The organism is Anaeromyxobacter paludicola (assembly GCF_023169965.1).
Classification (GTDB): Bacteria; Myxococcota; Myxococcia; order Myxococcales; family Anaeromyxobacteraceae; genus Anaeromyxobacter_B; species Anaeromyxobacter_B paludicola.
The window spans coordinates 3,136,951-3,150,261 of the sequence record NZ_AP025592.1 but is presented as its reverse complement, the minus strand read 5'-3'; the positions used below and the strand labels follow the sequence as shown (position 1 = coordinate 3,150,261).

Genomic DNA, 13,311 nt, shown 5'->3' with positions numbered 1-13,311 from the left:
GCGCCGCCCGAGACGCTCGACGCCCCTCCCGACCCGTGGTCTGTTGACCGCATGCATTCTGCGCTTGCGCTCCTCATCGCGGCGAGCACCGCGATCACGGAGGCGCCGCCCGCCTCGCCGCTGCTCCCGCCCGAGCACTGGGCCGTCCAGGCCGCGGCGCGGCTCCACGACCTCGGCCTCGCGCCGGAGTGGCTTCCGGCGCAGCGCGCGGCGCCCATCCTGGTGGTTGAGCGCGCCCTGACCCAGGCCGCCGCGGCGGCCGGTCGGGAAGGCTCGGCGGCAGCGCCCCTGGCGCGGGCGTGGCTGGAGCGCTTTCGCGCCGAGTTCCCGGGGAGCGCGAGCGCCGCCGCCGATGCCTTCGTGCCCCGGCTGATGGGGGCCAGCGTGGGCGCCGGTTACGAGGGCGGCGGCACCCATCCGGCCGCCGCGCCGGCGTCGTCCGCGCCCGCCGCCCTCCGCCTCGGCGCGCCGGGCTCGGCCGCGGTCCTCGACACCTCCGCGGCCGCGAGCTGGGGGCCGCACCTCGCCATCGGTCTCCAGGGGCGCGCCACGGCGTGGGACGCGGAGCTGCGCGGCGGTGAGCTGGTGCTCGCCGTCGGCCCAGTGGCGCTCTCGGCCGGTCGCGAGCCCGTGGGCTACGGCCCCGGCGCGTTCGGGGCCGTGGTGGCGAGCGGCCGCGCCGCGGTGGATCGGCTCGAGCTCATGACCACGACGCCGGTGCGGCTGCCCGGCCTCCTCGGCGGCCTCGGCGAGCTCGCCCTCGACACCGCCCTCGCGCGCTTCTCGGAGGCGCGTCACCCGTACCACCCGCTCCTCTGGGAGTTCCAGCTCCAGTGGCGCCCGCATCCGCGCCTCACGCTCTCGGCCATCCGCGGCGTGATGTTCGGGGGCGCGCTGTGGGAAGGGATCGACGCGCACGACGTCCCCCTCGCGATCCTGGGGATCAAGAACTACCGCGAGAACAACGTCTACTCGGGAGCGATCCGCTACCGGCTGCCCACGGAGGCGCTCCTGCCGCTGACCGCCCGGCTGGAGTGGGGATCGGACGACAACCCCGGCGCCGCGGTCACCTGGCCCGGCCTGGTCGTTGGGCTCTCGGCGCCGATGGTGCCGGGGATCCTCGCCGAGCTCGGGATCGAGTACGCCTACTTCGGCCGGGGGCCGTCCGGCTACCACGACCCGTTCGCCTGGTACTCGCACGGTCAGTACGCCGGCGGCTGGGCCACGGGGGAGACGCCGCTCGGCGATCCGCTCGGCGGGAACGGGCGCGCGCTCCGCCTGACCGGCGCGGCCGACCCGTTCGACGGGCGCGCGCGGATCGCCGGCGCGCTCTGGGTGCAGGACCGCTTCCGCGACAACCTCTACGCGCCCGCGGCGGCCGGCCGGAGCGTGGGCGGGCAGCTCGAGGCGGAGTGGCGGTTCGGCCGCGCGGCGGTGGGCGCGCGCGCGAGCTACGAGCGCGGCGAGGCGGGCTGGTACCGGCGGGAGCTGGGGGCGGAGGGGCGGGTGTTCTTCTGACCGCCGGGGATCAGCCGTGGGCGTTGAGCCCCGACCAGATCCCGAGGACCAGCGCGGCCGCGATGAAGCCGGCGATGATGAGCCGGGTGCGCCACGTGCTCCGGATCGTGTGCTCGTCGGAGGCGCGGCCGCCGAACGGAGAGCGGGCGGACGCCCGGTAGCTCCCCCGGTGGCCGCAGTCGCGGCAGCGGTAGAAGCGGGTGCGGGTGAGCTCGCGCAGCAGTCGCTCCTTGCCGCGGCGAGCGCGCGAGGAGCGGAGGTGAGCGGAGCCGCACCGAGCGCAACCCTTGGTCGATGGGGTCAGTTCGAGCTTCACGGAAACGAGATACACCGATCTTGGCCCCGCGTTCCACCCCGGGGAGAGGAGCCCCTCGTCTCCTCGCCTGCTTCCCGCCGCGCGGCCGGCTGCCCCTTCTAGGAGCGCGGGGGGCCTTCGCGGTAAGCTCCGGACGTGTCGCGCTGTTCCAGCGCGGGGCGGACGTGCCGGAACCCAGCGTGATGAACGACCACCAAGCGCCCACCACGGGGCGGACCCAGCGAGCCGCGGCGGGAGCGGCCGCCGGCCTGCTCCAGTACGTGCTGCAGATGCTGTTCCAGGCGCTGCTCGCGCCGATGGTCCTGCGCTTCGCCGGCCAGGAGGCGCTCGGGGTCTACTCGATCATCGGGCAGTCGCTCGGTTACCTCGCCCTCGTCGATCTCGGCCTCTCCCTCGCGCTCGGGCGCGAGCTCGCCCAGGCGAGCGGCCGCGACGACCGCGCGGCGGTCTTCCCCGGCCTGCTCGGCTCTGCGCGGGCCTTCGGCAGGGTGACGAACGGCGCGTTCGCCCTGCTGGTCGCGGGGCTCGCCTGGTGCCTGCCGCACCTGGTGCAGGCCGCCCCGGAGTCGATTCGCCAGGGCCGGATCGGGCTCGCGGTGGTTGCGGCGTGGGCGCTCGTCCGCACCCCGGTCATCGTGCGCGCGACGGCGCTGACGGCCGTGCAGGATCTGGCCAAGGCGAACGCGGCGGCTCTCTTCGGAAACTTCTCGCGGCTGGTGTTCGCACTGGCCCTGGTCTGGGGCGGTTACGGAGTGGCCGGCCTCATGGTCGGTCAGGTCGTGGGAGAGGCGATCACCACCGGCATCCAGTCCTGGCTGTTCACGCGTCATCATCGACCGCTCAGCAAGTGGGGGCGCTCCGCGCCCGAGCGGATACGGGCACTGCTCGCGTTCGGATCGCAGGCCCTGCTGCTCAACCTCGCGGTCAGGCTGATCCTGCAGACCGATTCCATCGTGGTGGGGTCCCTGTTCGGCGCCGCCTCGGCTGGCGTGTATTACGCCACCCAGATGCCAGCGATCGTCCTCTGGAACCTGCCCCTGCGCCTATCGGACAACGCCAGCCCCGCAATCCAGGAGCTTCACGCCAAGGGCGCGGAAGTTGCGCTGCGACGGTCCTATCTCAGGATGCACAAGCTCATGGCCGTCGCGGCCTTCCCGATCGCGGTCGGGATCGGGGTCTATACGGGCCCGCTGGTGTCTTGCTGGGTTGGGCCGCAGCAGTTCGCCGGAACGTCCATGGCCTGGGCGCTCGCGGCCTTCGCCGTGCTGACCACGTCCTACGTGGCGCAACCCTTCATCGTCGCGACCGGCCGGCTGGGCGGTCTGTCCGGGCTCACCGCCGTGGAAGGGGTCGCGAACCTCGCCTTGTCCTTCTGGCTCGGTCGGCGGATGGGAATGGCCGGGGTCATGTGGGCGAGCGTGGTCGCCAAGGTCCCGACGACCGCATACATCCTCTGGCGGGCGAGCCGCCAACTCCGGGTCACTGCCGTGCAGACATTGCAGCGCATCTGGCCGGCAGCGCTCGCCGCTGTCGTAGCGGCAGCGCTGGCGACCCAGACGCTGCCCCTGGCCGAGCATTGCACGTGGGCGAACCTGGTCGAGGCGGTCTCGCTCTACGGAAGCGCGTACCTGGTCTTGATCTGGTTTGTCGCGCTGGCACCCGAGGAGCGCGAGCGGGTGCTCCAGCTCGCTCGCGGGCGCTTCGGCGTGAGGAGCTCCTATGAGCCATAGCCGGTCTCCTCGCCGGTACGCCTTCCTCGTCCGGCCGCACATGGGAGGGACCTACACGGTCTTCTCGGTCCTGCGCGGTGCGCTCGCGCGCCATGGGGTGGAGTTGCGGTGGCTCGCGGCGACGTCCGATCGTGAGGCGGCGAGAGCGCGCATGGAGGATGGGGAGGGAGAGCTCGCACCCGCGTCGTCCGACTCGGGCGCGGATGTCGGCCGGGCGCTCGTCCAGCACCTCGAGTCGCACTACGACGGCGTCTTCGTGAACGTCCTGACCAGCGCCGCCGAGATGAACGTGGCGCGCTACCTGGGGCCGAGGGTCACGCGGATCATGGTGGTCCACAACATCACTCCGGGAACCTACGCGGCGGCGCGCGCGCTCCGTGACCACGTCCAGGCGACCATAGGGGTCTCGCCACGGATCGTGGATGACCTGGTCCGAAGACACCGCTTCCCCGTCCAGAGCACCGTCTGCGTGCCGAACGCGGTCCCGGTCTCTTCGTACGCCAAGGGGCGAGGGGAGAAGGCCGGCGGCCCGCTGCGCGTCCTGTTCCTCGGCAGGATCGAGGAGAGCGCCAAGGGGGTCCTCTGGCTGCCCGAGATCATGCGCCAGGTACGCGACGCTCCCATCACCCTGACGGTCGCGGGGGACGGCGTCGACCGCGCGCGTCTCGAGGAAGCCTGTCGCGACCTGGATGGCACGATCGCCTTCGTCGGCGCGGTTCCTCCCGGCGAGGTCCCCAGGCTGCTCGCCACGCACGACGTGCTCCTGATGCCTTCGCGCTTCGAGGGCCTGCCGATGGTCGCGTTGGAAGCAATGGCAGCGGGATGCGTCCCGGTGCTTTCCCGGATCCGGGGCGTGACCGACTTCATGGTGCGCCCGGGCGTCGACGGTGAGCTGTTCGGAGTGGGGCGGACACGAGAAGCCGCGGAGATCCTGCGCAACCTACAAACCCACGGAAAGGAGCTCGCCAGGCTCTCGGACAACGCGCGGGAGACCGCTCGACGGATGCTGGACTGCGAGGCGATGGGAAGCGCCTACGCCAAGGTCGTCGCGGACGCGGAGGCACGAGGACTCGCGAGACCACCGCTGTCCATCTCGCGGTGGAGCTATCCGCGAGGCTTCGGCCCCGGGATCAGGAGCCTGGCGCCGGAGTGGTGCAAGCACCTGGTGCGCCGGTGGGTTGCGTGACCTCCTATCGAAGCACTTCCCGCACCCGGCACATTCGTCACGTTTGAGCTCGCACTTGTCCATCATCGTCGCCCACGCCGAGACGCAGCACAGCTACCACGCCGCCGTGGGGCTGAAGCGCGCGCGGCTGCTCGAGTGCTACTTCACCGGGTACAGCCTGCAGCGGCCCCGCTGGCTCTGGAACGCGGCCCGCGCCCTCGCGCCGGAGAAGTACCAGCGCATGGCGCAGCACCATGGTCACCCGCTGCTCGACCCGTCGGAGGTGAGGACGTTCCCGCTGCACGCGCTGGCGGTCCGGGCGGGACCGAGCGGAAGGCGCTTCGCCTCACGGGGGTTCGCGGCGCGGGTCGCTGGCCACGCGCTGCGGGCCGGCGCCGGCGTGATGGCCTTCAACAGCGCCGCTGCCGGGATCTTCCGCAGGCTCGAGCGAGCCGGATTGCCCTGCATCCTGGATCAGAGCATCGCCCACGCGCGCTACGGCGTGCGCGAGACCCGACGGGAGATGGAGGCGTTTCCGGATTGGGGAGACCAGCCCATCCCCTCGGTCTTCGAGTGCGAGGACGCGGATCGGGAGCTGGCACTCGCCGACCTCGTCCTCTGCGGCTCGGACTTCTGCGCTCGCACGCTCGTGGGGGAGGGAGTCGACCCTGCGAAGCTGGCGGTGGTGCCCTATGGGGCGGACACCCAGCGCTTCCGTCCGGGGCCGGACGGGCCGCCCCAGGACGGGCCGCTCCGGGTCCTCTTCGTGGGCGCCCTGCTGCTGCGCAAGGGCATTCAGTACCTGCTGGAGGCGGCCAAGCTGCTCGGCCCGGGGCGCGTCCGGATCACGGCCATCGGGGCGCGCCACATCCGCCCCGAGATCCTCGCCCGCTACGAGGACGTGCTCGAGCCTCGCGGGTTCAGGCTCCACGCCGAGATGCCGCAGGCCTACCGCGAGGCCGACGTCTACGTCTTCCCGAGCCTTGTGGAGGGCTCGAGCCTCTCCATCTACGAGGCCATGGCGTCGGGGCTACCGGTGGTGACGACAGCGGCCTCCGGGAGCGTGGTGCGGCATGGTGTGGACGGCCTCATCGTGCCCCCGCGCGCCCCCGAGGCCATCGCACAGGCCCTGGAGCGGCTGGCCTCGGATCCGGAGCTGCGCCGGAGCATGGGGCGGGCTGCCAGGCTGGCCGCGGAGGCGCGCGGCGGATGGGAGCACTACGGCGAGCGGCTCGCGGACGGCATTGGCCGTTTCGCGGGGGCGGGCAGGCCATGATCTCCATACTCTTTTCCCTGCTGCTCCTCGCGACTGCGGGGCTCGCATTGTGGGCCATCTACTCCGCCGCCAAGAGCGACGATCGTCTTCTCGAGTACCCGCTCCTGCTCGCGGCAATGTGGCTGTACTTCTACGTCTTCATGGGGTGGGGGGCCGCGACGACCCTGGCGGACTATCTGCCACCGTACACTTATGAGCTCGGACAAGCCGTAGCGCTTCTGGCTCTCGCGGCCGTGCTCCTGGGGTGGAGATTCGGGCTGCCTCGTAAACCCTCGCGACCGGTGCTGTCGGAATGGCCGACGAGATACTCGGCTCGACGCGCGTGGAATCTCGGGGCGACCGTAATGGTGGTGGGCGCGGTAGCCTTCTATCGATTCATCGGCCAGTCAGAGATCGATTGGGAAAACACAAGCGCATACTGGTACCTGTTGTTCCACGTGAGCTATCCGGCCGCTGGTGTGTGCCTCATGGTGATGCGGTCGAATGCTCACATGCGCACGAAGGGGCGATGGCTCGCATTTGCCGGGCTGGTCGCGCTGGTGATGTGGCCGCATGTGCTGAACGCACGACGAGGCCCCTTGTTCCCGATGGCCATCATGCTGCTGCTGGTTGGGGGGTTCACGTCTCGCACGAAGCCGAGCCGGAAGGTCGTGCTCGGCTCGATCGCAGGCGTCGGGGTGCTCATGCTTCTGGCGGTAGCCGTGAGGCCCATTCTGTACGACGAACGCGGCTCCTACGTGGTCGACTCAACTCAGCGGCTTGCTGGCTGGTCGGAGGCGCTCTCGAAAGTGACGTTCGAGGACGTGTTCGGCAAGCGAGTGAAGCAGGAAGGGGACAATGAGTACTTCTATCATTGCGGCTCGATCGCGACGGCGGTGGAGCTGTCCTGTTACGAGTACGGCACCGGGTACCTGTCCCTGCTCGTGCATTGGATCCCGCGTGCGGTCTGGCGCGATAAACCACAGCTCGGCACGGGGGCGTTCTGCTCCGCGCTCGACGAAATGCCGCATGTGTTCGGACGAGAAGCGACCGTGGGTGCGTCCGTAGGCGGGGTCGCCGAGGTCTTCATGCAAGTGGGCTGGTTCAGTCCATTGCTGTGGTTCTTGAGTGGTTACCTGGCCTCGGGATTCTACCGACGGGCGGCGGAGCACAATGACCCGCGGGCATTCATGACCTACGCGGGTGTGTTGAGCGCAAGTCACTGGCTTGTAAGTCAAGGCTTCACCGCAGCAGCAGTGCCGCTCGCGATCTACGTTGCTGTTCCCCGGGTGATCTTCCGGCTTGCCCGGATACGCAAGGCGAGGCTCATCCCTTCCGGCGCGTTGCCCGCCGTGCGATGAGTGCCGTCCTGAATCGCGCGAAGTGGCCGGTACCGAGGCGGCACCGAACCATTGGAAAGCCTCGGGAGCGTCCGCGCGTGAGCGGCCGGGGCTTCGAGCGAAGTCTATGTGGGGTGGCCAAGTGAACGACAGTGCCCGCATCACCGTGATCTTCGGCCGTTTTGGCCCATATCACGCAGCTCGGTTGGCGGCGCTGACGCAAAGGTGTGGAGAGGAGCGAGTGCTGGGGCTGGAAGTCGCATCCGGCACGCGGGAGTACGATTGGGAGCCGGTCGTGGCTGCAGGTTTCCGACGCCGCACGGCGATTCGAGGCGCGGATTACCAGGACGTCAGCGCCATCCGCCGATCAGTATCGGTCGTGCGGGCGCTCGAGGAAGAATCCCCTGACGTGGTGGGGATCCACGGGTGGGCTGTTGCCGAGGCGCTCTCGGCTTTGGCGTGGTGCAAGCGCCGCCGGCGTGTCGCTGTCCTGATGTCCGATAGCCAAGAGCACGACTGCGCGAGGAACATCTTCAAGGAGACCGGGAAGGCTTGGATTGTGCGCCGCTTCGACGCCGCCCTGGTCGGCGGACCCACGCATGCCGATTACCTTGTTCGCATGGGCATGGACCCAGGGCGAATAGCGCTCGGGTATGACGTGGTGGATAATGCGTATTTCGCAGAAGGCGCGGCACGCGCCCGCGCTGTGGCAACGAAGCTTCGCCGTGAGCTGGCTCTACCCGAGCGCTATTTCCTTTGCAGCGCGCGTTTCATCCCAAAGAAGAACCTGAGCTGCCTGCTGGAGGCCTACGGGATCTACCGGAGGGGAGCCGGCAAATCGGCGTGGCAGCTGGTGCTCCTGGGGGACGGCCCTCTGCGGTCGGAGTTGGAGGCGACGCGAGGCAGGCTGGGTCTCAAAGACACGGTGTTGATGCCGGGGTTCAAGCAATATGCCGAATTGCCGAGCTATTACGGCTTGGCTTCGGGGTTCGTGCTGCCGAGTACCACCGAGCAGTGGGGATTGGTGACCAATGAGGCAATGGCTGCGGGGGTTCCGGTTCTAGTGTCGGAAGCGGCCGGATCGGCTGCTCTGGTGCGTCCAGGGGTGAACGGGTTCACGTTTCCGCCCACAACGCCTGCTCTTGCTGCCGCCATGTCGGAGCTGGCGCGAGACGCAGGGCGAGCCGATGCCATGGGTACTCAGGCCGCTGGTGACGTGGAGCGCTGGGGCGGCGATGCATTCGTCAAGGGATTCATGACGGCAATGCGGGCCGGCGACCGCAGGTATCGGGTGTTTTCCTTCGCTGGTCGGGACATCGCCGCCTGCCGCCGCGAGGGGGCGAACAGCCGACACACGGTCGAAGCCCTTCCGAGACACAGCGTTCGCGCTCGAGCTTACCGAAGCGGTATTGCGCTCGCCGTGAAATGTGGCGGCGCGCCGCTCGTGTCTCGCTCCGCTGCGACGCCTGTCGCCGCGTTGAATGCAGGCTCGGCGGAGGCCCTGGAGAAGCACCTTTGCGACCTCCTGGGCGATGCGAATCTCGCGGCGGTGTTTGTTCATCCCCGCCAGCTGCAGCGCCGCCGCATCTATGTTCACCTGTTCGACAAGCTCGGGCGCCGCATCGCCTTCGCAAAGGCGTCCCTGGACTCGCTCGCCGATCAAGACCTCGTTCGAGAGGCTGCTGGGATCAACGAGATCCGGAGAGTCTGCCCAGAGCGCTTCACTGCTCCTCGAGTCATCGGGCTCGATCTGTTCGAGGATCATCGACTGCTCGTTCTCGAGGGCATCCCCGTGGAAGCCAAGTGCGTTGCGCCCCACTGGTCCGATGCCGTCGCGGGAGTGCAATCGGAACTGGCGGGAAGTGAGTTCCGCCTGGCTCGTTGTGAGAAGGCGAGTTGGTGGCCGCTGATAGGGGCTGAGTACAAGGACCTCGCGGCCCGGATTGGCGCCGGCGCGGAGGTGCGCGCATGTCGTGCGCATGGAGACTTCGTGCACTGGAATCTGGTGCGTAGCAGAGAGCGACTGTGGTTGTTCGACTGGGAGTCCTTCGCCGAGGATGCGCCCGTTCTTGCGGACCCAGTTCGTTTCTGGCTGGGGCGCATGACGAGGTGGGCAGGGCAGGCCCCCGGCCAGGTGGCCGCTCGCCTGCTGGCTGACTTCGACGCGTGTGGATACAGGGAGCGCGATGTAATGCTGAGCCTGCTGTTTTTGCAGGCGCGCGGGGTCACCGCGGCCGGTGAGATCATCCAGAGTTGGAGAGGAGGCGGTGCGTGAAGTCCTATCGCGATGCTTTCAGGGCGAGCGGTGCTGGCGCGCTCTACGACGCGGACCAATACAGGCCAGGCAGCTATTGGGATCTGCAGTGGAGATTGGAGCAGAACGTGCTCGCGGGCGTGGTGGAGGAACTGAGGGGCCGGAACAGGCTTGCTGATTATCTGGACTTCGCCTGCGGCACAGGGCGGGTCCTCTCCTATGTGCAGCCGAACTTCTCTAGGACTCGTGGAATCGATGTGTCCCCCGCGATGCTCGAGCAGGCCCGAGCCAAGTGTCCGAATGCTGAGTTGTTGCTGAAGGACATCACGGCCGAGACGGGCGTAGAGGCAGAGTATGACCTCATCACCGCGTTCCGGTTCCTTCTGAACGCCGAGGATTCGTTGCGGGAGACCGTTCTGATGAGGCTCGCGGCTCGTTTGCGAGATAGAGAGGCCCGACTGATCGTGAACAACCACGGGAGCCTGCCCAGCTACAAGGTGGTGTCTGCCCCCTTCGGATTGGTTAGGCGAGCGCTGGGGCGCCGCACGGAGCGGTATCTCAGTGCGCGGCGGACGCTCGATTTGTTGAAGGGCGCTGGCCTGATAGTGGAGCGGGTCGTGGGGCTCGGCGTCTTGCCAGGTCTCGTTGCCAGGCGACTCGGAGAGGAGCGCACACTCGAAATCGAACGCTGGGCAGCCGGAAGTGTTGGGTTGTCACGACTGGGCGTCAACCAGATCTACGTCTGCCGCCGGGCATGATCCCCGCGCACCTCACCTGGCTCCTGTCGGTGCGGGGCGGCGGCATCCCGCCGGTGGTGGCCGCGCTGGCGGCGGCGCAGCACCAGGCCGGCCTCCGCCCGCGGCTGCTCGGGGTGCGCGATCCCGCCGCGCCGGCGCTGACCGAGTGCGGCGACTCGGCCGAGCTCTTCCCCCACCGGGGCCCGCTCGCGCTCGGGTTCGCCCCCGGGCTCGCGCGCGCGCTCGCCGGCCCCGCGCCGGACCTGCTCCACCTCCACGGCCTCTTCACCTGGCCGTCGCGCGCGGCGCGCCGCTGGGGTCGCGGGTCCGGCCGCCCGGTGCTGGTCACGCCGCACGGGATGCTGGAGCCCTGGGCGCTCGCCCACTCCCGCTGGAAGAAGCGGCTGTTCTGGGCGCTGGTGGAGGAGGGCAACCTGCGCGGCGCGCGCTGCCTGCACGCGCTCAACCAGAACGAGGCGCGGGCCTTCCGGGCCCTCGGCCTGCGAAACCCGATCGCCGTGATCCCGAACGGCGTCACGCCTCCCGCCGCGCGGCCGGACCGAGGCGCCTTCGCGGCCCGCTTCCCGTCCGTCGCGAACCGCCGCCTCCTGCTCTTCCTCGGCCGCATCCATCCGAAGAAGGGCCTGCCCATCCTGGTGGAGGCCTGGGCGCGGCTCGCCCGCGAGGCGGAGCTCGCCCGCGAGGACTGGCTATTGGTGGTCGCCGGCCCGGATCAGCTCGGGCACGCCGCCGAGGTGGCGGGCCGCGTGGCGGAGCGCGGCCTGCAGCGGTCCGTGCTCTTCACCGGCCCGCTCTTCGGGGAGGCCAAGGCGGAGGCGCTCACGGCCGCGGACGCCTTCGTGCTGCCCTCGCACTCGGAGGGGTTCTCGATGGCGGTGCTCGAGGCGATGAGCCTCGGGCTGCCGGTGGTCGTCACCCGTGCGTGCAACTTCGACGTGCAGGCGCTCGGCGCCGGGCTGGTCTGCGATCCAGAGGAGGGCTCGCTGTCGGCGGCGCTGCGAGACCTCGTGCGGCTGCCGCCCGGCGAGCGGGAGCGGCTCGGCGCGCGCGGGCGCGAGGAGGTCCTGCGCCGCTACACGTGGCAGGAGGTGGCGGAGCAGGTCCACTCCGTGTACCGCTGGTCCTTGGGAGGCGGCGCGCCTCCGTCCAGCGTGGAGCTCCTCGAATGAACCCTCGCGGCCGCACCGACCTCTCCACCTTCGACAACCGCTGGTACGACCCCGGCCGGCCGCTCGCGGTCCGCGTCCTCTGGCTGGCGGCCCACCGCGCCTTCCTCCAGACCGCCTTCCCGTGGCCGTCGCGCCTCAAGTCCGCGCTGCTCCGCGCCTTCGGCGCGAGGGTCGGCGAAGGGGTGGTGATCAAGCCGCGCGTCACCGTGAAGTACCCCTGGAACCTCTCGCTCGGCGACCACACCTGGGTCGGGGAGGGCGTCTGGCTCGACTCGCTCGGCCGGATCGAGATCGGCGCCGACGTCTGCCTGTCGCAGGGCGTGATGGTCGAGACGGGGAACCACGACTGGTCGAAGCCCTCCTTCGACCTCGTGGTGAAAGGCGTCACGGTGGAGGACGGCGCCTGGGCGGCGGTGCGCTCGCTGCTCCTGCCCGGGAGCCGCCTCGCGAGCCACGCGGTGCTGGGCGCGGGCGGCGTCCTCTCGGGCGACACCGAGGCGTACGGCGTCTACGCCGGCAACCCGGCGGCGAAGCAGAAGGAGCGGAGGATCGGCTCGGCGCCATGAAGCTCCTCCTCCTCAACCAGTTCTTCCACCCCGACCTCGCGGCCACCGCGCAGCTCGCGACCGATCTCGCGGAGGACCTGGCCGCCGCCGGCGTCTCCGTGACCGCCCTCGCCGGCCGCGGCAGCTACCTCGGCGGCGGCACCTTGCCGGCGCGCGAGCGCCACCGGGGCGTGGAGATCCGGCGGGTGGCGGCGACCTCGCTCGGGAAGCGGACCCTGGCGCACCGCGCGCTCGACTACGGCAGCTTCTACGCGGCCGCCGCGGTGGAGCTGCTCCGGCTCCCGCGCCAGGACGTGGTCCTCGCCATGACCACCCCGCCGCTCATCGCCGCCGCCGCCCTGGCGGTGCGACCGCTGCGCGGGGCGAAGCTCGTCTACTGGGTGCAGGACCTCTATCCCGAGATCGCGGTGGCGATGGGCGTGCTCGGCCCGCGCGCCCCGGCGACGGCGGCGATGCGCGCGGCCTCGCGGCAGGTGCTCTCGCGCGCGGACGCGGTGGTGGTGCTCGGCGAGGCCATGCGCGACCGGGTGCTGGCGGCCGGCGCGCGCGCGGACCGGGTCGAGGTGATCCCGAACTGGGCCGACGGGCGCGCGGTGCGCCCGGTCCCGCACGGCGAGAACCCGCTGCGGGCCGAGCTGCTGGGCGACGCCCGCCACCTCGTCATGTACTCGGGCAACATGGGCCGGGCGCACGACCTCCAGACGCTGCTCGACGCGGCCCGACTCCTGCGGGAGCACCGGGACGTCCGCTTCGTCTTCCTCGGCGACGGCGAGCGCCGGCGGGAGGTGGAGCTCGCCGCTCGCGAGCTCCCGAACGTCCGGCTCGGCCCCTACCAGCCGCGCGATCGGCTGGCCCTGTCGCTCTCGGCCGCCGACCTGCACCTCGCCTCGCTGCAGCCCGCGTTCCTCGGGCTGGTCGAGCCCTCGAAGCTGTACGGCATCCTCGCCGCCGGCCGGCCGACCCTGTTCGCGGGACCGGAAGAGTGCGAGGTCGCCCGGACGCTCTCCAGGGAGGCGTGCGGCGTCGTCGTCCCGAACGGCGCGGCGGAAAGGCTCGCCGACGCGGTGCTCCAGCTCACCCGAACGGATGATGCGCGAATCCGAATGGGGGAGCTCGCTCGCGCAGCGCTCGAAAAACACCACGATCGGCGCGTGGCCTGCCGATCCTTCGAGCGCCTGCTCGATCGCTTGTGAAACATACAGGTGACGGCGCGTACCCAGCGTTGATCGGCCTGGAAGGG

The 13,311-nt window shown here is 70.3% G+C and carries 11 protein-coding genes; 10 read left to right on the top strand and 1 reads right to left on the bottom strand.

The features are described from left to right. Nucleotides 1-51: 51 nt before the first annotated feature. Entirely contained in the window at nt 52-1,518 is a 1,467-nt protein-coding gene (locus tag AMPC_RS14110; RefSeq protein ID WP_248341919.1) for a capsule assembly Wzi family protein, read from the top strand. 10 nt (nt 1,519-1,528) lie between these two features. On the opposite strand, the gene AMPC_RS14105 is transcribed toward AMPC_RS14110, so the two are convergent. Continuing rightward, a complete protein-coding gene (locus tag AMPC_RS14105) occupies nt 1,529-1,834 on the bottom strand; it encodes a hypothetical protein (RefSeq protein WP_248341918.1) in 306 nt (101 codons plus the stop codon). Nucleotides 1,835-2,016: 182 nt separating this feature from the next. On the opposite strand from AMPC_RS14105, the gene AMPC_RS14100 reads away from it, so the two are divergent. The 9 genes from AMPC_RS14100 to AMPC_RS14060 all read left to right on the top strand — a co-directional run bounded on the left by AMPC_RS14100 (nt 2,017) and on the right by AMPC_RS14060 (nt 13,264). Then, complete coding sequence (locus AMPC_RS14100; RefSeq protein WP_248346325.1) at nt 2,017-3,564, top strand: lipopolysaccharide biosynthesis protein; 1,548 nt, start codon at nt 2,017-2,019, stop codon at nt 3,562-3,564. Further along, nucleotides 3,554-4,750, top strand: a complete 1,197-nt coding sequence (locus AMPC_RS14095) for a glycosyltransferase family 4 protein (protein ID WP_248341917.1) — start codon at nt 3,554-3,556, stop codon at nt 4,748-4,750. Before AMPC_RS14100 ends, AMPC_RS14095 begins: the two co-directional genes overlap by 11 nt. Nucleotides 4,751-4,805: 55 nt before the next feature. Beyond that, complete coding sequence (locus AMPC_RS14090) at nt 4,806-6,005, top strand: glycosyltransferase family 4 protein (RefSeq protein WP_248341916.1); 1,200 nt, start codon at nt 4,806-4,808, stop codon at nt 6,003-6,005. Beyond that, on the top strand, nt 6,002-7,345 hold the full coding sequence (locus AMPC_RS14085; protein WP_248341915.1) for a hypothetical protein: 1,344 nt from the start codon (nt 6,002-6,004) through the stop codon (nt 7,343-7,345). Before AMPC_RS14090 ends, AMPC_RS14085 begins: the two co-directional genes overlap by 4 nt. A gap of 121 nt (nt 7,346-7,466) precedes the next feature. Further along, nucleotides 7,467-9,599, top strand: coding sequence for a glycosyltransferase family 4 protein (locus AMPC_RS14080; RefSeq protein ID WP_248341914.1), 2,133 nt, complete (start codon nt 7,467-7,469; stop codon nt 9,597-9,599). Continuing rightward, nucleotides 9,596-10,336: a class I SAM-dependent DNA methyltransferase gene (locus tag AMPC_RS14075; RefSeq protein WP_248341913.1), complete on the top strand. Its 741-nt coding sequence runs from the start codon at nt 9,596-9,598 to the stop codon at nt 10,334-10,336. The genes AMPC_RS14080 and AMPC_RS14075 overlap by 4 nt, the downstream gene beginning before the upstream one ends. Continuing rightward, complete coding sequence (locus AMPC_RS14070) at nt 10,333-11,505, top strand: glycosyltransferase (RefSeq protein WP_248341912.1); 1,173 nt, start codon at nt 10,333-10,335, stop codon at nt 11,503-11,505. The genes AMPC_RS14075 and AMPC_RS14070 overlap by 4 nt, the downstream gene beginning before the upstream one ends. Beyond that, nucleotides 11,502-12,071 carry a WcaF family extracellular polysaccharide biosynthesis acetyltransferase gene (locus tag AMPC_RS14065; protein WP_248341911.1) on the top strand — a complete coding sequence of 190 codons (570 nt, stop codon included), beginning with the start codon at nt 11,502-11,504 and terminating at the stop codon, nt 12,069-12,071. The genes AMPC_RS14070 and AMPC_RS14065 overlap by 4 nt, the downstream gene beginning before the upstream one ends. After that, nucleotides 12,068-13,264: a glycosyltransferase family 4 protein gene (locus AMPC_RS14060; protein ID WP_248341910.1), complete on the top strand. Its 1,197-nt coding sequence runs from the start codon at nt 12,068-12,070 to the stop codon at nt 13,262-13,264. The genes AMPC_RS14065 and AMPC_RS14060 overlap by 4 nt, the downstream gene beginning before the upstream one ends. Nucleotides 13,265-13,311: the final 47 nt, after the last annotated feature.

Bases quoted from the DNA above. Each gene is read 5' to 3' on its own strand.
- AMPC_RS14110 (WP_248341919.1), top strand. From the start codon at position 52: ATGCATTCTGCGCTTGCGCTCCTCATCGCGGCGAGCACCGCGATCACG.
- AMPC_RS14100 (WP_248346325.1), top strand. From the start codon at position 2,017: ATGAACGACCACCAAGCGCCCACCACGGGGCGGACCCAGCGAGCCGCG.
- AMPC_RS14095 (WP_248341917.1), top strand. From the start codon at position 3,554: ATGAGCCATAGCCGGTCTCCTCGCCGGTACGCCTTCCTCGTCCGGCCG.
- AMPC_RS14085 (WP_248341915.1), top strand. From the start codon at position 6,002: ATGATCTCCATACTCTTTTCCCTGCTGCTCCTCGCGACTGCGGGGCTC.
- AMPC_RS14070 (WP_248341912.1), top strand. From the start codon at position 10,333: ATGATCCCCGCGCACCTCACCTGGCTCCTGTCGGTGCGGGGCGGCGGC.
- AMPC_RS14065 (WP_248341911.1), top strand. From the start codon at position 11,502: ATGAACCCTCGCGGCCGCACCGACCTCTCCACCTTCGACAACCGCTGG.
- AMPC_RS14060 (WP_248341910.1), top strand. From the start codon at position 12,068: ATGAAGCTCCTCCTCCTCAACCAGTTCTTCCACCCCGACCTCGCGGCC.